Source organism: Roseibium sp., assembly GCF_051016195.1.
Classification (GTDB): domain Bacteria; phylum Pseudomonadota; class Alphaproteobacteria; order Rhizobiales; family Stappiaceae; genus Roseibium.
This window is the reverse complement of sequence record NZ_CP134616.1, coordinates 6,384,962-6,404,857: the sequence shown is the minus strand read 5'-3', so window position 1 is coordinate 6,404,857 and position 19,896 is coordinate 6,384,962. Positions and strand designations below refer to the sequence as shown.

Here is a 19,896-nt window from a genome sequence, read left to right as displayed (position 1 = left end):
CAGGGGATCGGAGCCTGACATGAGCGGTGCGGTCGAAACTGCAAGACTGATGGATGCCGTCTATCGTCATCAAAGGCATTTTTATGATGTCACGCGCAAGTACTACCTGCTGGGGCGCGATCACCTGATCAGGGAACTCAAGCCTCCGGCTGGCGGTGATGTGCTCGAATTGGGATGCGGTACGGGGCGCAATCTGATCGCGGCGGCAAAACTCTATCCGGATGCACGCTTTTACGGATTGGATATCTCCCGCCACATGCTGGAGACAGCGAAAAGAAACATTGAGAACGCGGGACTGAGCGACAGGATCACGCTGATCGAGGGGGATGCCGCAAATCCCTCCGCCACCGAAGGCTTCGGCGTGCCCGGGTTCGACCGGGTCTACTACTCCTACACGCTGTCAATGATCCCGATCTGGCGGGAAGCACTGCAGGCAGGCGCATCCCGTCTCAAGGGAGACGGACGCATTCACGTTGTCGATTTCGGACAGCAGCAGGGGCTGCCGCGCTGGTTTGCAAAGTTGCTCTTTTCCTGGCTGAAGTCGTTCCACGTCACACCGCGTGCGGGTCTTGAAGCGGAGCTAGAAGCCATGGCTTCGCAATCGGAACACGGGCTCCGGTTCCGCAGACTTTATCGGGGATATGCCGACTATGCTGAGCTGACCAGAAACTGATCCACCTGAATTGCCGGAAGAATTCGTGTCGGTGCGTGCGTGCCGGGGCAGACCGTATGTGCCTTGTATTGGCTGCCGATCCAGCGTTTGTCCCGAAATTTACTAGGTTTTTTTGCGTTTTTGGTCGTGTTACGAAGAGTAATACAAAAAATAAAACAGGGTTTTTCAACTGACTTTGAGCGTTGGGGGAGCGATATGTCAGAGACTTTTTATCTCATGGGAATGATCATGGACTTTCATTCCTCGAGCAAGGAAGACGGGTATTTTCTTTGTAGTGCGATCCTGTCAAGTGGTGCCGGTGCACCGCCCAATCGCCATATGAACGATCAGGAATCCTTCTTTGTTCAAAAAGGGCAGATCGAATTCACGGTGGGAAACGAAACCATTCTCGCAGTGCAAGGCCAGTTTGTGAAAGTACCACGCGGTGAAGTGCACTCGTTCCGCAACACGAGCGGCGAGGACGCTGAAATGCTGATACTCAACGTTCCAGGTTCGATCCACGAAAACGTCTTCCGGACTTGTGGAACAAAACTGGCGCCAGGCTCACGTGAGTGGCCCAAACCCGAACCCGAACTCGACATGGCATGGGTTGCCAGAGTATGCGCTGACGAAGGTCTGGAGATTGTCAGCTGACACGTTCGGGCTGAACCCGCGCTTTGTTTCTTGCACGCGGGTTTTCTCTCTGCCCGCAATACCGATCAGTCACCGGCGACAAAATAGTGAAGTGTTCCGTCCGGACCGATACCGACACGGTAGAAGGTCCAGGCTCCGAATTGTTCGATTTCCGCAAAGTCGCCGGCAGTGATGATGCGGTACATTTCGACTTTCTGGTCGGGTGTCAGACCTTCCAGCGGGTACCGGGCGAAATAGGGCCAGATATACATTTCCTGCGGCGTGCCCACATCGACATGGATAAAACCACTGTCGAGCGTGTCGGCGAGGATCGCGAGAATTTCAAAGCCTTCTCCATCGCCCGAGCTTTCCTTTAGAAAATCGATCGGGTCACCGATCTCCGTGAACGAAAGTGTCGGCGGAAGTTCGTTGCTCTCCAGGATCATCCGTATGCGTTGCAGGTCCCCGTATTCCGCGGCTTCCTTCAGCTGTGCGTGCATGCGGGCGACGGGCTTCGGCAGGACCGCGGTGTTGTAGAGGACTTGCGGTGGCGGGAGGTCAGCCGGTGTGTTTGTGGTGTCCGCATTGTCGGAGGAAGGGGAAGTCGCGGTCTGCGGCACCTTGAGCTGATCGTCAGGTATCGGCGCTGTCCCGGGCCCGGCGTCCGGCGCGAGCTGGATGGTCTCCGTGGTCACGTTCTTACCCATTCCCGGAGCCGGGAACAGGCAAATGGCCAGGCCTGCAATCCAAAAAACCTGCTTCATGGCAATCTCCCACGTCCAGACATGATGCCTTTCGCCCGCCCGGGACATTCCTTAAACAATTCATGCAAGACTGCAAACCTGACAAGAATGAATTTCCTGTGCTTGTCAGGAAATCGTCGGGCCGGTATCGAAGGGCCCAGTGCTTTTTTGCCAATGAGTCCTGACCCTTAGAAAAAAGGACCGGCCGTGACTGTTCTTGAATACGTGCTGATCGGCTTTTTCATCGGCATTCTCACCACCGCGCCGGTCGGACCCGTTAATGTCATGGCGATCCAGCACGCCGTCAGAAGCGGTTTCAGCCATGGCGTCTTCGTCGGACTGGGTGCCGTCGTCGCCGATACGGTTTTCGCCGCCGCTGCCATCTTCGGTGTTTCGGCCGTGACCAACTTCATTGACGGTCAACTGCGGCTTATCGAGGTGGTCGGCGGCGCGCTGCTGATCATCTTCGGGCTTAAGATCTGGCACACGCATCCCCATCTGAAGGACGACGCCAATGACGCGGAATACAGTTACCTTGGCGATTCAACAGCTGCCTTTTTCATTGCCATAACCAATCCCGGGACAATTTTCTTCTTCGCCTTCATTTTCGGCGCGCTTGGAAACTATCGTCCCGAACATGGCGACAATTTTGGCGCATTGATGATGGTTGCGGGAGTGTCCGCGGGCGCCACGACGTGGTGGGTTTTCGTCTCAGCGGTCGTGACACATTTCAAGGCAAAAATCGATGATCAATGGCTTGACCGGATCAATCACATTGCAGGGGTTGCGCTGATTGTCTTCGGAGGGTTGATCTATCTGGATCTTGCGATCAACGGTATCAGCCACGCTGCCGGTCTCTGGGGTCGCTGAGGCAGCTGCGGACACAAAAAAGGCCGGCAGTGCCGGCCTCTCGTCGTCAGGACCTTGAAGTCTATTGGAGAACACGGTTCACCGTGTAGTCGCCTTGCAGGATGCGATCCGGCAGTCCTTCGGCAAGCTTTGCGACAGCATCCTCACCATAGGCAGCCACAAGATCGGCGAGTGCGGTGAACATGGCCGCATGAGCGACGGCATCCGCATCGACACCGTTGGCAATCGCCTCAGCCCAGGCATCAGAAATGAAACCGAGCGCAGCACGCCGGATATCTTCGTCTTCGGCAAACTCGGCATCCATGGCCGCTTCAGCATAATCGTCGTTTATCATTCGTTCCCTTACCGGTCTGTCCCGAACCCGTGGAGACAACTCCCGCGTGTCCCTCTCCCGAATCTCATTACCTGATCCTAGCACGGTGATCTGTGGTGATAAGCAACCGTGAACGCAAACTTAACGCCCACCCACAAATTTGATTCAAAAGGTTAACCAACTCGTAACGTTTGAGAGATTTCGACAGGATTATCGCCCGTAACGGCTTGTCACATCGCTGATAATGGTCTCGCCTTCGCGCAAATACTGTACCATTGCGATACGCGCGGCGTCTGTACAGTCTCTGTAAGCAACTGAGAATCCACGATAACCTTGATTAAATCGTTCGATGAACCTGCGTCGTCGATTTTCGTTAACCGTTTCTGCATCTAAAAAGTCCTCCATCTGGTCGCGCCAGCTTGGAGTGTCGTTTTCGTCGCAGAGCGGCCGCAGAAAGTGAAGCGCGCCAAAGATCTCCGACAGGCGCATGAGCTGCTGTTCATAGGGCGGGGCGTCGATGCCTGGCTGCTGCGCAAGCACAACCTGAACCGGCATTGCAAGCACAAAGCCGGAGGCAATAAACGTCCGCCGGATGAACCCGGAAATCTGACCGTTTCTCATGCGCGGATCATGCGCGCCGCCGGTCAGCACTTCAAGCGCTACGGTGAAGTGATCCCAAGAATTGCCACATCGGGATGGAATGCGTGTGCGACAAAGGCGAATGTGACGTCGTGAACAAGGGGCGTTCGCTCACCGTCCACCGCCTTGAAAGCTTCAACCGATCCGATCGGGCGTCCGCGCTCCGTCTCGCGCTGATCGAGGACGGACGCCTGCTCACCGGCCCATCGAACGCTTATGTCTCCGGAAACGGCAACCGGACCGTTCGTTCGGACATGTTCGAGGGAGACTGCGAAAATATGATCAGCATCGCGCACCACGACGACACGAGCCATCGGGTTGATCGTGTCCGGCAGGTCTCCCTGGAAAAACGGGTAGGGTGCGGAGCGGCTGTCATATCCGGCGTAAGGGTTGGTTCCATAGCTGCGTGGCGAGAACGTGGGACGTGCGAGCACGGCGCCCTCCGGATGCTTTTCAAGAAAGTCTTCAAAGGCAGTGACGCGCGAAGGAATCATCTTGAGCTCGCGGCCCGTATGCGTCCCGACAATCCCTTCGCCCGTGAACTGCTGCCACCAGGTTTCGGTCTGCCGGTCATACATCACCAGATCGGAGTTCCTCAAAAGCCCCGTGGTCCCGAAGTCGAGAACCGTGCCGTCTATGCGGCGATCAAACACGACGGAAGAATTGCAAAGCGGACAATACGTCACCGATACCGGGGTATCGCCGATCCGGTCGTTGACGATTTCGTGCCAGATCAGGATTTGCAAGGGATAGGCTTTGGCGGTGTCTTCCAGCTCCAGGAAAATTACGGGTTCGTTGCTCTGCAGCCAATCGATCTCATCAGCGCGCTGAAAGCGCGGATCATCGATCGACGGTATGCCATCCTTGGGTGGCCCGCCGGAAAAGATTGTTCCCAGATCGACCGAATGGACGGAAAAGTCGGTCGAAAAGCCGGCCTGCCGCCAATGCTCCGGAGACGCCTGTGCCGGAGAAAGAAGCGTCAGAAGCGAAAACACGAGGAAACCGCTTATCGCCAGAAGAAACATCCAAATGTGCTGGATCTGCATGCACGCCTCCATTCGCCGAGCGCCGGGGCATCTTGCCCGGCGCATCCGAAGTCGGGAAATCACGGCTCCGCAAACCTCTGTGAGCGTTATGTGCGCAGGGTTCAGAGCGGGATGTGCCGGCGGATGCGGTCGGCTGTGCCCGGTGTTGTCGGACGACCATCGAGATCCTCCGGACGAACCCAGTCAATGGCACTCGCATCGTCCCCTGCGATCGCTTCTCCGGACCGGAGCGCACCGCAAAAGACGGTCAGGATGAAATGGGTCAGGACCTTGCCCTCGTCGTCGAACTGAATGGAATCAAATGTCTCGACCGGTTCGAACAGATCCGCTTCAACTCGCGTTTCTTCCCAGAGTTCCCGTCTGGCGGCCTCCAGGAGCGGTTCGCCGAGTTCGACAAGCCCGCCGGGGAGGCTCCAAAATCCCTTGAACGGGTCTTTTCCGCGTTTGATCAGCAGCACGCGGCCCTTGTCGTGACACAGGACGCTGACGCCCACACGCGGCGCATCCGGATAGAAGCGGGACATGAATGGATTTGCTTTCGGATCGGGGTCGACGGGAGATCAGGCGAAGAGGGCGTCGATTTCAGCCTGTGCCGCATCCCCTTCGTGCTGTGTGGCTTCCGGTTCAACATGACCGTGAATGACGGCTCCGGCAAGCGCAATCAGCGGCTTGATCTCGTGTGTTGCCTTGTAGGCGATGTCGCCGGCGACGGATGCCGCGTCGTCGGTCTGGCGCAGCTGTTCCTGAATTTCGCCGACAAGGTCGTTGATGCCTGAGACATGCCCTTCAAGATGCTCCCGCAGATACGCAGGTGCAGCGTAATAGGCCCTGATAGCGAGTTGCTTGTCCTTGAAGGTCGAGTTCTCGAAATGGCCTTCATAGTCTAGCGGACCCCATTCCAGAACATCGTCCGAACAGTCGGGCATATCGGGGAGCATTTCGAGAAGCATCATCACTTCGTTGAAGTGATTGAGATAATCAGTGGCAAGTCCGGTCTGCGGATTGATGTTCGCCTGCTCCAGCCGTTCGGCGGCCAGATCTCCGGCGCCCAAAACTGGATCCAAACATTCCATACCGGCCCCCTGGTTATTGACTTCAGAAATAGGCTACTTCTTTTTTGTTTCCAATTGCCTAACTTTAGCCCAGTGACCGGTCCTTAAGCAGAGAATATCGCGCTGCCCGGGCGGGACGGACAGGAGAAACGCGATGTGCGGACGCCTTGCCCTTACGACACCACCGGATGCTGTCCGGGACTTTTTCAGCTATAGGGACCAGCCGAACTTTCCGCCGCGCTACAACATCGCGCCGACTCAGCCCATCGCGACCGTTCGCTATGAATATGAGGCGCGCCGGTTCCATCTCGTTCGCTGGGGTCTCATACCCTCCTGGGTCAAGGACCCTTCCAGTTTCACTTTGTTGATCAATGCCAGGGCGGAGACTGCGGCCGAAAAACCTTCATTCCGAAACGCGATGCGCCATGGCCGCTGCCTCATTCCGGCATCGGGATTCTACGAATGGCGCCGGACCGGTGACAGCAAGCAGCCCTTTTGGATCAGGCCTGCCGACGGTGAGGTCATGGCGTTTGCCGGTCTCTGGGAAACCTGGTCCGATCCGGACGGTGGTGACATGGACACGGGCGCCATTCTCACGATCGGGTCGAACCGGATGATGTCAGGGATCCATCACCGCATGCCTGTGATTCTGAAGCCGGACCAGTTCGACACCTGGCTCGATACGGCGAATGTCGACAGGAAGGAAGCAGGCACGCTCCTAAGGCCCGTCGAAGACGATTATCTTGTGGCAACGCCGGTGTCCAACCGGGTGAACAAGGTGGCAAACGACGATCCGGATATCCAGGCCCCGGTGGTCCTGGACGAAGCTGGCGGGCATGCGCAAGAAGCCAGGAAGAGCAAACCGAAGCCGGACACCAGTCAGCTCGATCTGTTCTGACCCGCGCATCCTCATTTCCCGTGCAATGGGAATTGCGCCGGTGTAAGGCAGACCGGATGCGGAGTGACAGGCAGCTGACAGACATGAACAAGGATGATGACCAAGAGGCGAAGGCTCCGGACGATGCGGATGATGACGCGCTGGCCGACGCATACAATCGTGGCCTCGATCTTCAGAAGTCCGGCGATTTCAAGGGTGCGGCAGAGGCCTTCCGGCAAGCCCTGGCCCTGGATCCGGACGATACCGGCGGTGTGAGTATCCGGCTTGCCGCGATGGGCGCGGCCACTTCGCCGGTCAAGATGCCGGACGCCTATGTCGCGACGCTGTTCGACCAGCACGCGGATGTGTTCGATGACATCCTCGTCGACGAACTCGGCTATTGCGTCCCTTTGCTTTTGCGCGACCTGTTTGACCGTCTGGGTCTGTCGTCATTCGGCCGATTGCTTGATCTGGGTTGCGGAACCGGGTTGACCGGTATGGCGCTCCTCGATTGCACGGTGCATCGAACCGGCGTCGATCTTTCGGAAAAGATCGTCGAACTTGCCTTTGACCGGGATGTTTATGACGACCTTTATGTCGGCGAGGCGGTGGAATTTCTGCAGGAATTCGAGGATGAGGACGGAAAGAGGCCGGCCTGGGACCTGATCACGGCCACCGATGTGCTTCCCTATCTCGGCGCCGTCGAACCCTTTTTAAGTGGCGCCGTGATGCGGCTTTCGTCCGGTGGCTATCTGGCCTTCTCCACCGAAACGCTTCCCGATCCGGTCATGAGCGGTCAGCCCTACATGGTCGGGCCGAAAAACAGGTTTGCGCAGAGCGAAGGGTACATTCGAAACGCTCTCGCATCCGCGGGCTTCGACATTCTGGCAATGGAACCGATAACGGTGCGGCTTGAGGAAGGCGAACCGGTTCCGGGGCATCTTGTGGCTGCCCGGCTGCGCATCCCGCCTGACGCGCCTACTTCCTGAAGTAGAATTCGCGACGCAGGGCGGAGTTGTGCCAGGGAGACTGCGTTCCCCGCGTGGCATCGTAGACGTCTGCCTTGACCCGCTTCATCATGATCTCGATTTCGAGACCGGGGGTTTCGATGTGGGACAGAAGCGCGGTCGTGAACGGGCTGTTGTCTTCGTCTCCATCCAGCGCGACCTCGCCCGGGGCTGTCGCGAAGCCGATGAGAATGTTGCCGCCGCCGGCCTGCGGTGCGGCAAGGCCGCGTTCCACCTGCGAGCTCCTGCTCACCCCGAGGCTGCGCGAAAACCGGCGCGACAGGGGATTGTCCCTGCAGGCATCCAGCAACGCGACCGAAAGACGTCCGGGCGCGTTCATGTAGTCCAGCAGCGTGCCGAGTTCGATCGTCTCGAAATCGACCGCTGTCTGGTCCTCAAGTTTCGCATCGATCGGAATGAGATAGTTCCGGCCGCTCAGCTGCATGGCATGGCCGGCATAGAAGAACAGGGCAACATCGGCATCCTGAATGGTCCGGACATAGTCTCTGACGGTGCTTTCCATCGCCACCTTGTTCTGGTCGAGGCCGAGTATCACGGTGAAGCCCAGACGCTCGAGCGATTCCATCAGGTCCGTTGCATCGTTCTTGGGATTGGGAAGCACGGGCGCGTGCTCGTAAGCGGAATTGCCGATGACAAGCGCAACGCGTTTTCCTTCAGGAAGAGCTCCGAGATCCGGCAGGTTCGGTTTGGTCTGGCTCAACTCATCTGATGACGATGGTGGCGCGGGGGAAACGTCGCGAGGCTTGTCCGGACCGATCGTCGGGACATTTGTGGACGCGCTTTGCTGTGGCCGGGCCGCGTCGAGATACCGGCCGTAGGCCCATCCGCGCATGCCGTTGGAGAGCTCCACTTCAAACCACGCGCCCTGCTGCGCCAGCATGGTCACGCCGGTTCCCTCAAGCAGCCTGGCGATCTCCGCAAAGCGGGTACCCGCACCGGTTCGCAATGACAGGAAATTGTCTCCGGTCGCGCCCAGATCACCAACGACACCGCGTCTGGGCGGCGTTATGGATCTCTTGGCAACGGTGGCTGGTGCGACAGGCGCAGGCGCGACCGTTGCTGGGGCATAACCGGGACCGCTTGCAACGTATTTTCCATAGGCCCAGCCGGTGCGCCCGTCTGCGAGTGCGACATTGAGCCAGGCGCCGCTTCGGCCGAGAATGGTCAACGGCGTATTCATCCCCATTCTGACGATTTCGCGATACCGCGTGCTTGGTCCCGTGCGCAGGGACAGGAAATTGTCGCCTGTGGGATCAAGGCCGGTAACGTAGGCCTGCTGGGCGGACGGTGCAGGGGCGGGACGTCCCGGAGGTTGCGCGGAAATGCGGGTCGATGCGAACAGCGATTGGGATGCGCCACCAGTAACGCCTGTTGCGGACCAGATGGCAAACTGGAAGCGCTGACCGTTGTGGAAATAGCTGTCTCCGGGAATGGCACCGGAAGATATCAGGCTTGCCCTGTATCGGTTGCCGTCCGGTTGGGTCATCCATCCGAGCGAAACCGCGAACCAGCCGTTGTTCGATTGAAACACGGTTGTTTGCGGAAACCGGCTGGCAAATCCCCTGGCCGTGTTGATCGCCTCCGGGGCGCTCGGACGGCTTGCAACGACCAGCCAGCCGCCGTTTCCCCCCGGCATGACGGCCGCCCGCACGTCTTGGAGCAAAATGACCAGAAGACAGAGACCGGACAACAGCAGCAGCCCCGTGGTCGTCAGGTGCTTTGCGGCGCTTGATCCGTGGCGATGCATATCGTGTCCCCCTTGGGACAGGATATTGCAACGTGTCCTGATTGATTGCCAGCGCTATCGCGGGCCGCGCCCTTCGGTTCCTTCCGCCACGTGCTGCCGGAACCACCGCATGGCCGGGCGTCTTCAGGTCCAGTGAGCCGGGCGGACACTCGATGTGCCCACCCGGCTCTGCCTAGTCGCCAACTGCGAGGCGCATGTACGGCTCGCCGTTCGAGGTTTTCTTGACAGCAATGCCGTCCGGCTGCACGAGGCAGGTCACACGGCTGCGAAACGCGGAAAAACTCTCGAACGTGACCACGTCAACCGGCTCATCGAATTGCACGGTCACGCGGTATTGGTCCTTGGGACCCGTTTTCGAAAGCGCTCTGATTTCACCCCGGAATGGCTGCTGCATGTAGGTGCCGCTCACCCGGGTTCCAACCGAAAACGCGAAGTCACAGGGCCGGGATGCGGTTGCACAGGCCGTATTCCAGTCCCGGAAACCATGTTGCGCCGAAACGAGTTCGAGCGCCTGGCTGTGAGAGAGAACTTGGCCGTTTTCATTGAGAGCCCTTCGCAGACGCTTCGCCTGCGACTTCAGCTCCGATACACTTGGAAGTGTCATGGTTTTACCTTTCAAGAAAGGCAGGGTCAAAAGGCAATTGCCTTCCGTTGGGGCCCGCATTGCCAAGTCCTGCACGGTCTTGTGAAGGTCGAGACGTCAACGATTGTGTTTCGCTGGAAGGAATTCACCTCAGCCTACGCCTGCGGGCGGCTGGCTCCTTCAAACCGGCGCTGTAGGTAGGTTGCCTGATGCCGTCTGTCAAGCGGCAAAAAAACAAGCCGCTTTCGCGGCTTGAGGGGTGGGAGGGTTTTATTGGCAACCGGATCCTTGAACGCCGGTTGCCTTTGCGACGGCACTTTCAAGTGCCGTCGTTTACCGGTAGGGCAGGAGTGCCCTGACACCGGTCAGGTATTGATCAGGCGCTTGAGGAGTTCGACTTCCTGCGCCAGCGTGTCGTCTTTCGAGATCATGTCTTCGATCTTGCGAACCGCGTGCAGCACCGTGGTGTGGTCACGGTTTCCGAAGCGTCTGCCGATTTCAGGTAGCGACCGGCCGGTGACGACTTTCGCGATATACATCGCGATCTGTCGCGGACGCACCAGGATGCGTGCCCTGCAGGACGACAGCAGGTCCGCCTTGGTGACGCTGAAATGCTTGCACACCACCTGTTGGATTTCCTCGACCTTGATCGCGCGGGGCTCACCGATGCGGACGAGATCGTGAAGCGTCTTTTCCGCAAGATCCATCGTAACCGGCTGTTTGGTCAGTTGGTTGTGTGCGAACAGCCGGTTCAGCGCGCCTTCCAGATCGCGCGCCGATGAAATGACATACCGGGCGATGTAATCGGCAACCGGGTCCGGAACCGAAAAGGACGGATGCGTGCGCCGGGCTGCGACTATGCGTTTCCTGAGAATGTCGTGACGCAGCGCGTAGTCGGTTGCCTGGATGCAGACCACTTCGCCGGTCTGGATCCGCTGCATCACCTTGGCGCTCAGGGTCCCCAACGCGTCCGGAGCCCTGTCGGATGCCATGATGATCTGACGCGGTGCCTCCATCAGGATGTCCAGCGTTCTGCTGAACTCGTCGTGTCCCTGTTTCCCGTGCAGGAATTGAAGGTCGTCCACCAGCAGAAGATCTATGGATTTCATGGCCTGCCGCAGAACCGGAAACGCGGGTGTCCGCAGCGCTGGCACAAGATGGTACATGAAGAATTCGGCCGAAAGATAGGCAACGCTACGGCCAGCGCGTCTGGCTTCTGACGCTGCTGCCTGAAGCAGATGGGTCTTGCCGATGCCAGTGCTCGAATGCATGAAAAGCAACGGCAGCGCGCCATCATGATCCGCGGCCATCTGCCGGATCGCCGCGCAGGCAAGGCTGTTGGATGCCCCTTCCGCGAAGGACTCGAACGTCAGTTTCGGATTGAGCGCTGCCCCGCTCAGAAATTCCGCGGCAGCTTCTTCGCCCGTGTCCGCCAGGCAGGGAATATCCGCAATGCCTGCAGAAGAGCCGATTTGCGGCACGCTTTCGAACGGTGCCGGACGCCCGCTTATCCTGCGTGCGGTGATGCTCTTGGGGGGCTGGTTGACTTTGAGCTGGCGTGGTCTGAGAGCACCGCGAACCGTCAGTTCAACGCGATTGATATCGTCGATTTCGCGCTTCCAAAGACCGACAAGCTTCTTTTCGTAGTTGCTCTTTATCCAGTTTTTCAGAAAGCGCGTTGGAACGGATAAACGGACTGAATCACCAACGGTTTCTTCATGCTTTACCCTCCCGAACCAATTTGAAAAGACGTCCTCTCCGAGTTCATTTTTTAGTTCTTTTTTCACACGATCCCAATGATCCGAACTAGCTAAGTTCTGAACCTGCATTAAGGCCTCCATGTGAGAGAACGATGGGTCGATCTCTCTCGTGCACTGTCTAAGAGCCGCGAATTCCGCCTTCACCGCTCTCTTTTGCTTTCGTTAGGTCTTTCGACCGGATGGCTTATTGACGCCCATAACACATCATTAACCTTTTACTTACCACGTTTACAAATAGCTTATTCTTATGAGGTCATAGACGTTTCGTATCTTTCATTCACAAGATGTAGGTCAGGTTGTATCCAGAATTTACATGAAAAACCTGTGTCCTTATCGAGGTAAGGACTTGCCGCAAGCCCTGTGCGAGTGTTCCTCCTCTGGCTGTTTTTTCTCTGCCTTCAGGCATGCAAGCATTTTTAAGAAAAATTTAATTTTTGAGGACTTTTTCTGGAAGTTTTCAAAAGTTGATTATGAAATTCGTCAGTTTCGTCGATACAAAGTTTTCCTTCCAATTGAAAAATAAGTCATTTTTTACAAGTGTCGAATTCCGGAATCGAAAGAGGCGAGCGCTGTCGCTGCGTATTTTTTCGCGTCAGGCGCTCAATCGACAGGAATTTCCGGAGCAATTTGGGGACAAACGTTCCGCGTGAATCAACGCTGTCGTGTAAAATCGCCCCGGGCTACGCAGAATGAGCATTAGCTTAATGACAAGCCAAATCAGGAATCTGCAGGTGGTTTTGAATTCAGTTGTTTCAAAAGCAGGACGGCAGGCCGGTATTGGATTGCCACCTCAGCGGGAGAATCGCTCCCGAGTGAGACGAGACATGGCATCGCGGAGAAACACTGATCGCACCATGAGCAAAAAACGAGTACAACTCGTCCACGCTCAAGAATTGCAGAAGTATTTTGTGAGCCAGGTAGCATGGCAGTGCAACACCTAACTTCTGGATGAAACCGGCTTGCGCGCCATGGGTCCCTCCGGTCGCTGGATGTGGCCGCCTAAAGTATGCGGCCCGGGTTCAGAAGGTTCTTCGGATCGAAATCGCGTTTGATCCTGCGCATGAGGTCCAGCTCGACGTCGGATTTCACCGATTTGAGAAGCTCGCGCTTCAGACGGCCGATGCCGTGTTCGGCGGAAATGCTCCCGCCGAAGTCACCGACGATGCCGTGGACAATCTCGTTCATCTCGTCCCATTTCGAGAGGTACTCTGACTTGTCGGCTCCCACGGGCTGGCTGACGTTGAAGTGAATATTGCCGTCGCCGATATGGCCGAACGGGACGGGTCTGCACCCTGGAACGAAGCTCTGGACGGCAGCCATCGCCTTGTCGAGAAAATCCGGGACTGAGGCAACGGGTACGGAGACGTCATGTTTGATCGAGCCGCCTTCCGCCTTTTGAACTTCCGACATGCCGTGCCGGATGTGCCAGAAGTCCTTTACCTGGGCAAGGCTCTCGGCGAAGGCCGCGTCTTCGACAAGACCGTTTTCGAAAGCCTCACCGAGAATGCCTTCAAGAAGATCGCGGACAGGAAAGGCCTCCGATCCGCTGGACAGTTCCATGAGCACGTACCAGGCATGTGCTCCGGCAAGCGGATCGCGGGCGCCGTTCAGGTGCGACAGGCAGAATTCGAGCCCGACTCGCGGCATGATCTCAAATCCGGTCAGAACCGGACCGGCCTGCGCCTTGGCGGATGTGAACAGGCTGAGCGCCGCCTGCGGTGTCGCCAGCCCGACAAAGGCCGCTTCCAGTTTCTTCGGCTTCGGAAAAAGCTTGAGCGAGGCCGCCGTAATTATCCCCAGGGTGCCCTCTGCACCGATAAATAATTGTTTCAAATCATAACCGGTATTGTCTTTTCTGAGGGTTCTCAGACCATTCCAGATGTCACCCGTGGGGAGCACGACTTCGAGCCCCAGCACAAGGTCGCGCGTGTTGCCGTAGGAAAGCACCGCCGTTCCGCCGGCGTTCGTGGAGATGTTGCCGCCGATCTGACAGGACCCCTGTGCGCCAAGGGACAAGGGAAAGAGGCGATCCACATTTTCGGCCTCGTTCTGCAGCGTTTCCAGGACAACACCTGCCTCGACCGTGATGGTGAAACCCGCGGCGTCTACCTCGCGGACCCGTGTCAGCCGCGCGAGAGACAAAACGATTTCATCCCCGGTTTCCTGCGGGATTTGACCGCCGACCAGACCTGTGTTGCCACCCTGTGGCACGATCTTGAGATCATGCTCATAGGCATATTTCATGACCGCGCTCACTTCCGCCGTGTTCCCGGGCCGCAGCACGAGCGGAGTGACGCCGCGGTAAAGGTCTCGCCACTCTGTCAGGTATGGTTCCTGGTCCGCGGAGGTGGTGAGTACGTTCGCAGCGCCGATCAATTCAGCGAAACGGTCGGCATGTGCAGTCTGCACCATGGGTGGGGTCCTCGTGACGTTGAGCCGGAAATGAGCGCGCTAACATAATGACACTTGTCTTCTCCGTCGACGGTGCATTCGGTCGCTGCGAGCCTTGAAGGAACAAACCCCTTGTGCGATAGGAGGCCAGCCCGTTCGGGCGGTAGGGAATCCTATTCGGAGATAAAGATGGCGGAAGCAGCGCGCGGACTGATGAATGGCAAACGCGGCCTGATCATGGGCGTGGCAAACAACAAGTCGATTGCCTGGGGAATTGCCAAAGCACTTGCCGACGCGGGCGCTGAACTAGCGCTGACTTATCAGGGCGATGCATTGAAGAAACGGGTCGAACCGCTCGCGGACCAGTTGGGCGCGATCGTCGCCGGACATTGCGACGTTACGGAAGGCGAAACGATCGACGCCGTGTTCAATCTGCTTGAGGAAAAGTGGGGCAAGATCGACTTCGTTGTCCACGCCGTCGCGTTTTCGGACAAGGCGGAATTGACCGGGCGCTTCGTCGACACGTCCTCTGACAACTTCGCACGCACCATGGACATTTCCTGCTATTCGCTCACGGCGGTGACACAGCGCGCCGAGAAACTGATGCCGGAAGGCGGGTCCATCCTGACACTGACCTACTACGGCGCCGAAAAGGTCATGCCGCATTATAATGTCATGGGGGTCGCCAAGGCAGCCCTGGAGACGAGCGTGAAGTATCTGGCGATGGATCTGGGTCCGCAGAACATCCGCGTCAATGCGATTTCCGCCGGACCGATCAAGACGCTGGCCGCATCCGGTATTGGCGATTTCCGCTATATTCTGAAGTGGAACGAATACAATTCGCCGCTCAGGCGGACGGTAACGATCGAGGAAGTTGGAGACAGTGCCCTGTTTCTGGTCTCCGACCTCGGGCGCGGTGTCACCGGCGAGATCCAGCATGTTGACTGCGGCTACAACATTGTCGGCATGAAGGCTGTCGACGCCCCCGACATATCCGTCGTCAAGGATTGAGCAGATCAATGGCCGGGTTTCCGGCCATTTTCTTTTCCGGAGCTCTCGCCTCACGAAGGGTCAGACAGAACGGCATGACGAAAGTGTTCACTCCCGGTCCGAATATTCGCTTGCCCAGGATCCATGACCCGGAATTTCTGGTGTTCGTGCGTCATGGGCAGACCGACTGGAATCGGGAGGGCCGGATGCAGGGCCATCGCGATATACCGCTGAACGAGACCGGGCGGGGCCAGGCCGCGCAGAATGGTGAACGCCTTCGTGCCTTTCTGCAGCAGGAAGGTTTCGATCCGAGAGAGTTTGATTTCGTTTCCTCCCCGCTCGGGCGCACCAGGTCCACAATGGAGCTTGTCCGCGCGGGTCTGGACTTGCCGGCGGGCGACTATCGTCTGGATCAACGCGTTGCCGAGCTGACATTCGGAGAATGGGAAGGCTTCACGTTCGAGGATCTCGCTGACGAAGAACAGGAGCGGCTCCTGCATCGGCGTGCGGACAAGTGGCGTTTCACGCCGCCGCGCGGCGAAAGTTACGAGATGCTGGCCGATCGCGTCGGCACCTGGCTCAAGACTGTTTCTAAGCCCACGGTCGTGGTTTCGCACGGTGGCGTCTTCCGGGTCGTGCGCGGGCTGCTTGAAGGCCTCGAGAGCGTTCATGTTCCCAAGCTGGATGCACCTCAGGACAGGGTTTTCGTCTGGAGAGACGGCCGCTTCGCGGTCATTTGACTTCGCGATACACAATTTAGTGACATGGAGGTCATCACTTCCGGTGATCGGCGTTGCCATGTGCAGCGTACGCTCTGCAACTTGAGGGGGTTAAGCCGTGTCTGCCGACGAATTCTACCGTGAGCTGCCCAGCTTCTCCGACTTCAGCAATGTTGCGGATCTGGAAGACTACCGCGCTGTGCCCGATGACTGGTACGTCCTGACCGCAGACATTGTCAGCTCGGGAAAAGCCGTCGCGGAAGGACGCTACAAGGACGTCAACATGGTCGGCGCCGCCGTAATCGCAGCCGTGCTGAACAGTGTTGGGCGGGAACGCGCACCGTTCGTCTTCGGCGGTGATGGGGCCACGTTGCTGGTGCCGCAGAAGGACCTGCAGAAGGGGCGCGAAGCGTTGGCGGGCGTGGTCGGCCTTGCAAGGCAGGTGATGGAACTCGAGCTGCGCGCTGCTGCCATACCGGTTGCTGATATCCGTGCCGCGGGTGGTGACATCCGTTTGCGGAAGTACCTTCTGAGCCCGGGCAATCATCTGGCCATGATCGTGGGGGATGGCCTCGGGATATCCGACACGATCCTGAAAGACCCGGAAGCGGTGAAGCCCTACGCCATAAGATCCGAAGATGCCGAGTTGCCGCCACTGGACGGACTGTCGTGCCGGTGGGAGCCGCTGCCGGCTCTCAATGGCAATATCGTGTCGCTGATCATGAAACCGGCTGGACGCAAGTCCTTGACCGAGCTGATGGACAGGGTAGCAAACGAACTCGGCTTCAATCCGCTCCTCGACGACAATCGAACCAGGATGGCGGACGAGGCGCACTTGAAGTTCCGGTTTCCGCCAAGGGGGCTTGGGCTCGAGGTCAACCTGACATCTGCCCGCAATCTTGCGAAAGGCTGGGTAAAAACCTCTGTCGAATGTCTCTTTTTCGTCTGGAGCTATGCAACGGGTTTTCGCGTCGGCCCATTCGATCCGAAGAAGTATTTCAAGGAACTCAGCCTGAACACCGATCATCGCAAGGTAGGTGACAGTCTTCAACTCGTCTTGGATCTGTCGTCATCGCAGCTGGAGTCGCTGCGATCCTGCCTCGCCTCCGCGTTCGAAGAGGGCGATGCGATATTCGGACTGCACGTCTCCAGCGAAGCCCTGATGACCTGCTTCGTCCAGGATATCGGCAACAGCCAGCATATCCATTTCGTTGACGGTTCGAATGGGGGATTGTCACTTGCGGCGGCGGAGTTCAAGGAAAGGCAGGCGGAGCTGGGAAACGTACGGCTTCACGCGCCCTGATGGAGGCCGGTCGGCCCCTCAGCCGGCCGCGGAGCTTTTTCCGTCGATTGCGGTCAGGGGGGCGGCGAATTTGTTCCTCAGGATCATCGCACCCAATTGGGTCTCCGGCACGGCCCTTGAAACCAGAAAGCCCTGGATCACGTCGCAGCTGTGTTCTTTGAGCCACGCACGCTCGCCTTCCGTTTCGACGCCTTCCGCAAGCACGCTGATATCGAGGCTTTTGGCAAGATTGATCAGGGCGCTGGTAAACTTCTGCAGGTCAGGTTTGGCATCGACGTCGGAGACGAAACTGCGGTCGATCTTGACACGGTTGATGTTCAGGTCCCTTAGGCTGGAGATGCTGGAATGGCCCGTGCCGAAATCATCCAGTTCGATGAAGTATCCAAGATCGGACAGGCGCGCGATATTTGACTTGATCGGTGCTGCCTTGTCTTCGTCGATCATCACGGCTTCAAGAATTTCCAGACTGATCAGCGCCGGATCGAGGCCGATGCCGATGACCTGCTGGTGAAGGCTGTCGACGGCTTTCGAGTTGCTCAGGATGTCCGCGGAAATGTTGAGCCCGAAATGCACATCGCGGCGGGACGTGCCCGCGAGCGCTGCGGCAAACTCAAGTGTCTTCCGGCGGACGATGTCCTCGATCCGTTCCATGTAGCCGGCTTCCTGCGCCGCGGGCAGGAAGTAACCCGGGTTATGGACCTTGTCGTTATCCAGCCAGCGAACGAGAGCTTCGGCTCCGACCACTTCACCGGTGTTTAGATCAATCTGAGGCTGGAACCATGGCACGACGTCGCCCCGATCCAGCGCTTTCAGGAGCTGTTTGGCGATCTCTCCGTTTTCCTCAAAGGCGATCCGCATCTCGGACGTGAAGCGGGCGAATTTGCGCGGGGCCTTCTGCTTGGCCGAACGCAGAGCCAGTTCCGCATCGACGAGCAGCTGGTCTGAAACGGGATCGCCGGGCCGGTTGATGACCAGTCCCGCGTTCGATTCAAGAACCATTTTCTGGCCGTTGATCTCGCGGTCGGTCGCCAGGTCGCGGATGATCTTGGCAGGCAGGGTTTCAAAATCTGCTGTACCTGACAGATCGGGGCGCAACAGCATGAATTCCGTGCCGCCGGTTCTGCACAGAAAGTCTTCCGGTTCAGCGTACTGCACGAGCTGCGCTGCAACGTCCCGCAATATGGTGTCACCGGATTGATCACCATAAAGGTCATTGATTTTCTTGAAATGCCTGAGGTCGAGGATCACGAGCCCCAGTTGAGCGTCGGATTCACGGTCGGCCAGAGAGCGCAGCTTTTTCAGCAGCGCGCGCCGGTTCGGCAAGCCGGTCAGCGGATCGTGGAACCCGAGATTCTCGAACTCCTGCTGCGTGCGATCGGCAAGCGCTCGGCTGAGGGCAACCGCGATGGCGAACGCCGCGATGATGACAAGTCCTCCGACCAGACCTGCCAGGGCAACCGCAAAGATCGTTTCGGCGCGCGTGTGCTGCAGGTCCGTGTGAAGGTAATCAACGGTTTCCTGCCACAGGGCGAAGATCGTGCGGACGAAGTCCGGCTGCACAGAATTCAGCTGTTCGTTCTGGATGTCTGCGCCGGTTTCACCCTTGATCGTCGAAGACAGCAGTTTTGCGCCGGCTGACTGATAGACAAGGTTTGCCGACCGGTAGGCTGCAGCCTTGTCCTGCAGGGTTGCCGCGTTTGGCCCCGCGAGCCGGCTGAAATGTTGCTTAGTGGCTCTCGACGCATGATCCGCAGCCACCTTGAAACTTCCCCCCTGCACGGGCACCAGCATTTTGTCCCAGGTGTTGATCGCGTCCTTGGCCGAGAGCATCCTGCCGTTCTCCACCATCACCGACGTTTCGATGACCACTGTCAGGAGCGTGTAGCTGATCAGATGTGGCAGCTCGGAAGTTTCATAAGTTGATGCGGAACTCAGGTTCGACTGGTGCGCAATATGCGAAGCGACGGACCTTGCCTTGCGAAGCGCGGCTGGAACACTGGGTTCGTGCAGGAAGGCGGCTAATTCGGTAACAAGACTTGCCTCTTTCGGAGCGGTGTCGAACGATGCCAGCTGCCGGATGAGCATTTCCGTGGGCTGGTTGACTTCTCCGGTCAGGGCCTTCTCCTGCATGAGTGGCCCGAGCGCCTGGATCAGCTTCAGCCCCTCCAGGCTGCGATCAATCGAGCCGACGTCCTCGAATTTGCTGTGAAACCACAGGGATGCGAACAGCAGGCAGGGTGCCAGCAAGAAAACGATCAGACCTGTGAGCCAACCACGAATATGCACTTTAGTGCCCCAAAACCACGTTCCTGCGGCGAATTGATAGAGCTTGAGCCTTAAGGATTGGCAAAAATTTATAGAATAAATTTGGCTTGTGGCAGTAATGATGAAGGGAAGAATTCATTTTATTTTGATCGATTTCGAAAAAAGATCTAACATTTACTTAAAAAAAGAATCCGGAAAGCTTCACAATTGGTTGATGTTAGTCCCGTCATGCAAATCTTCCGCCAGGCGGCAATTTCGCGCCGGGGCTTGAGCTTCCCGCCGCTT

Annotated in this window: 19 protein-coding genes; 8 read left to right on the top strand and 11 right to left on the bottom strand. The window is 57.7% G+C overall.

Annotated features, from left to right (window positions below):
- Positions 1–19 precede the first annotated feature (19 nt).
- Both RDA78_RS29035 and RDA78_RS29030 read left to right on the top strand, forming a co-directional pair.
- Positions 20–673 (top strand): class I SAM-dependent methyltransferase, encoded by a 654-nt coding sequence (locus tag RDA78_RS29035; RefSeq protein ID WP_434053216.1) that lies wholly within the window; start codon positions 20–22, stop codon positions 671–673.
- Positions 674–868: 195 nt separating this feature from the next.
- Positions 869–1,306: a cupin domain-containing protein gene (locus RDA78_RS29030; protein ID WP_434053215.1), complete on the top strand. Its 438-nt coding sequence runs from the start codon at positions 869–871 to the stop codon at positions 1,304–1,306.
- A 65-nt stretch (positions 1,307–1,371) separates the two neighbouring features.
- On the opposite strand, the gene RDA78_RS29025 is transcribed toward RDA78_RS29030, so the two are convergent.
- Entirely contained in the window at positions 1,372–2,049 is a 678-nt protein-coding gene (locus RDA78_RS29025) for a hypothetical protein (RefSeq protein ID WP_434053214.1), read from the bottom strand.
- Positions 2,050–2,235: 186 nt separating this feature from the next.
- Here RDA78_RS29025 and RDA78_RS29020 point away from each other — a divergent pair, with 186 nt between their 5' ends.
- Positions 2,236–2,898, top strand: a complete 663-nt coding sequence (locus RDA78_RS29020; RefSeq protein WP_434053213.1) for a LysE family translocator — start codon at positions 2,236–2,238, stop codon at positions 2,896–2,898.
- A 61-nt stretch (positions 2,899–2,959) separates the two neighbouring features.
- On the opposite strand, the gene RDA78_RS29015 is transcribed toward RDA78_RS29020, so the two are convergent.
- The 5 genes from RDA78_RS29015 to RDA78_RS28995 all read right to left on the bottom strand — a co-directional run bounded on the left by RDA78_RS29015 (position 2,960) and on the right by RDA78_RS28995 (position 5,969).
- Entirely contained in the window at positions 2,960–3,232 is a 273-nt protein-coding gene (locus RDA78_RS29015) for a hypothetical protein (protein WP_029063820.1), read from the bottom strand.
- Between the two features lie 189 nt (positions 3,233–3,421).
- Positions 3,422–3,832 carry a TIGR02301 family protein gene (locus RDA78_RS29010; protein WP_434053212.1) on the bottom strand — a complete coding sequence of 137 codons (411 nt, stop codon included), beginning with the start codon at positions 3,830–3,832 and terminating at the stop codon, positions 3,422–3,424.
- A gap of 38 nt (positions 3,833–3,870) precedes the next feature.
- The gene (locus RDA78_RS29005; protein ID WP_434053211.1) at positions 3,871–4,896 is read right to left on the bottom strand and encodes a DUF3179 domain-containing protein; all 1,026 of its coding nucleotides are present in this window, start codon (positions 4,894–4,896) and stop codon (positions 3,871–3,873) included.
- A 101-nt stretch (positions 4,897–4,997) separates the two neighbouring features.
- A complete protein-coding gene (locus RDA78_RS29000) occupies positions 4,998–5,420 on the bottom strand; it encodes an NUDIX hydrolase (RefSeq protein ID WP_434053210.1) in 423 nt (140 codons plus the stop codon).
- 36 nt (positions 5,421–5,456) lie between these two features.
- Positions 5,457–5,969 (bottom strand): hypothetical protein, encoded by a 513-nt coding sequence (locus tag RDA78_RS28995; RefSeq protein WP_434053209.1) that lies wholly within the window; start codon positions 5,967–5,969, stop codon positions 5,457–5,459.
- A gap of 133 nt (positions 5,970–6,102) precedes the next feature.
- Here RDA78_RS28995 and RDA78_RS28990 point away from each other — a divergent pair, with 133 nt between their 5' ends.
- Together RDA78_RS28990 and RDA78_RS28985 are read left to right on the top strand one after the other, a co-directional pair.
- A complete protein-coding gene (locus RDA78_RS28990) occupies positions 6,103–6,846 on the top strand; it encodes an SOS response-associated peptidase (RefSeq protein ID WP_434053208.1) in 744 nt (247 codons plus the stop codon).
- 83 nt (positions 6,847–6,929) lie between these two features.
- Entirely contained in the window at positions 6,930–7,814 is an 885-nt protein-coding gene (locus RDA78_RS28985) for a methyltransferase (protein ID WP_434053207.1), read from the top strand.
- Here RDA78_RS28985 and RDA78_RS28980 read toward each other — a convergent pair.
- The 4 genes from RDA78_RS28980 to RDA78_RS28965 form a co-directional block, all read right to left on the bottom strand.
- Positions 7,804–9,600, bottom strand: a complete 1,797-nt coding sequence (locus RDA78_RS28980) for a caspase family protein (RefSeq protein ID WP_434053206.1) — start codon at positions 9,598–9,600, stop codon at positions 7,804–7,806. The genes RDA78_RS28985 and RDA78_RS28980 overlap by 11 nt on opposite strands.
- A gap of 172 nt (positions 9,601–9,772) precedes the next feature.
- Entirely contained in the window at positions 9,773–10,204 is a 432-nt protein-coding gene (locus tag RDA78_RS28975) for a glyoxalase superfamily protein (RefSeq protein ID WP_434053205.1), read from the bottom strand.
- Between the two features lie 344 nt (positions 10,205–10,548).
- Positions 10,549–12,012, bottom strand: coding sequence for a chromosomal replication initiator protein DnaA (dnaA, locus tag RDA78_RS28970; RefSeq protein ID WP_434053204.1), 1,464 nt, complete (start codon positions 12,010–12,012; stop codon positions 10,549–10,551).
- Positions 12,013–12,942: 930 nt separating this feature from the next.
- A complete protein-coding gene (locus RDA78_RS28965; RefSeq protein WP_434053203.1) occupies positions 12,943–14,355 on the bottom strand; it encodes an FAD-binding oxidoreductase in 1,413 nt (470 codons plus the stop codon).
- Positions 14,356–14,523: 168 nt separating this feature from the next.
- Between RDA78_RS28965 and fabI the strand changes: the two genes are divergently transcribed.
- The 3 genes from fabI to RDA78_RS28950 all read left to right on the top strand — a co-directional run bounded on the left by fabI (position 14,524) and on the right by RDA78_RS28950 (position 17,346).
- Positions 14,524–15,345, top strand: a complete 822-nt coding sequence (gene fabI, locus RDA78_RS28960) for an enoyl-ACP reductase FabI (protein ID WP_434053202.1) — start codon at positions 14,524–14,526, stop codon at positions 15,343–15,345.
- An 8-nt stretch (positions 15,346–15,353) separates the two neighbouring features.
- Positions 15,354–16,064, top strand: coding sequence for a histidine phosphatase family protein (locus RDA78_RS28955; RefSeq protein WP_434053201.1), 711 nt, complete (start codon positions 15,354–15,356; stop codon positions 16,062–16,064).
- A 97-nt stretch (positions 16,065–16,161) separates the two neighbouring features.
- Positions 16,162–17,346, top strand: coding sequence for a DUF3095 family protein (locus RDA78_RS28950; protein ID WP_434053200.1), 1,185 nt, complete (start codon positions 16,162–16,164; stop codon positions 17,344–17,346).
- An 18-nt stretch (positions 17,347–17,364) separates the two neighbouring features.
- Here the strand turns inward: RDA78_RS28950 and RDA78_RS28945 are convergent, their stop codons facing one another.
- The gene (locus RDA78_RS28945) at positions 17,365–19,632 is read right to left on the bottom strand and encodes a putative bifunctional diguanylate cyclase/phosphodiesterase (protein ID WP_434053199.1); all 2,268 of its coding nucleotides are present in this window, start codon (positions 19,630–19,632) and stop codon (positions 17,365–17,367) included.
- Between the last annotated feature and the right edge of the window lie 264 nt (positions 19,633–19,896).

What these genes read in the sequence shown, in the direction of transcription:
- RDA78_RS29035 (WP_434053216.1), top strand. Translation starts at nt 20, where the DNA reads ATGAGCGGTGCGGTCGAAACTGCAAGACTGATGGATGCCGTCTATCGT.
- RDA78_RS29030 (WP_434053215.1), top strand. Translation starts at nt 869, where the DNA reads ATGTCAGAGACTTTTTATCTCATGGGAATGATCATGGACTTTCATTCC.
- RDA78_RS29025 (WP_434053214.1), bottom strand. Translation starts at nt 2,049, where the DNA reads ATGAAGCAGGTTTTTTGGATTGCAGGCCTGGCCATTTGCCTGTTCCCG.
- RDA78_RS29015 (WP_029063820.1), bottom strand. Translation starts at nt 3,232, where the DNA reads ATGATAAACGACGATTATGCTGAAGCGGCCATGGATGCCGAGTTTGCC.
- RDA78_RS29010 (WP_434053212.1), bottom strand. Translation starts at nt 3,832, where the DNA reads ATGAGAAACGGTCAGATTTCCGGGTTCATCCGGCGGACGTTTATTGCC.
- RDA78_RS29005 (WP_434053211.1), bottom strand. Translation starts at nt 4,896, where the DNA reads ATGCAGATCCAGCACATTTGGATGTTTCTTCTGGCGATAAGCGGTTTC.
- RDA78_RS29000 (WP_434053210.1), bottom strand. Translation starts at nt 5,420, where the DNA reads ATGTCCCGCTTCTATCCGGATGCGCCGCGTGTGGGCGTCAGCGTCCTG.
- RDA78_RS28995 (WP_434053209.1), bottom strand. Translation starts at nt 5,969, where the DNA reads ATGGAATGTTTGGATCCAGTTTTGGGCGCCGGAGATCTGGCCGCCGAA.
- RDA78_RS28990 (WP_434053208.1), top strand. Translation starts at nt 6,103, where the DNA reads ATGTGCGGACGCCTTGCCCTTACGACACCACCGGATGCTGTCCGGGAC.
- RDA78_RS28985 (WP_434053207.1), top strand. Translation starts at nt 6,930, where the DNA reads ATGAACAAGGATGATGACCAAGAGGCGAAGGCTCCGGACGATGCGGAT.
- RDA78_RS28980 (WP_434053206.1), bottom strand. Translation starts at nt 9,600, where the DNA reads ATGCATCGCCACGGATCAAGCGCCGCAAAGCACCTGACGACCACGGGG.
- RDA78_RS28975 (WP_434053205.1), bottom strand. Translation starts at nt 10,204, where the DNA reads ATGACACTTCCAAGTGTATCGGAGCTGAAGTCGCAGGCGAAGCGTCTG.
- dnaA (WP_434053204.1), bottom strand. Translation starts at nt 12,012, where the DNA reads ATGCAGGTTCAGAACTTAGCTAGTTCGGATCATTGGGATCGTGTGAAA.
- RDA78_RS28965 (WP_434053203.1), bottom strand. Translation starts at nt 14,355, where the DNA reads ATGGTGCAGACTGCACATGCCGACCGTTTCGCTGAATTGATCGGCGCT.
- fabI (WP_434053202.1), top strand. Translation starts at nt 14,524, where the DNA reads ATGGCGGAAGCAGCGCGCGGACTGATGAATGGCAAACGCGGCCTGATC.
- RDA78_RS28955 (WP_434053201.1), top strand. Translation starts at nt 15,354, where the DNA reads ATGGCCGGGTTTCCGGCCATTTTCTTTTCCGGAGCTCTCGCCTCACGA.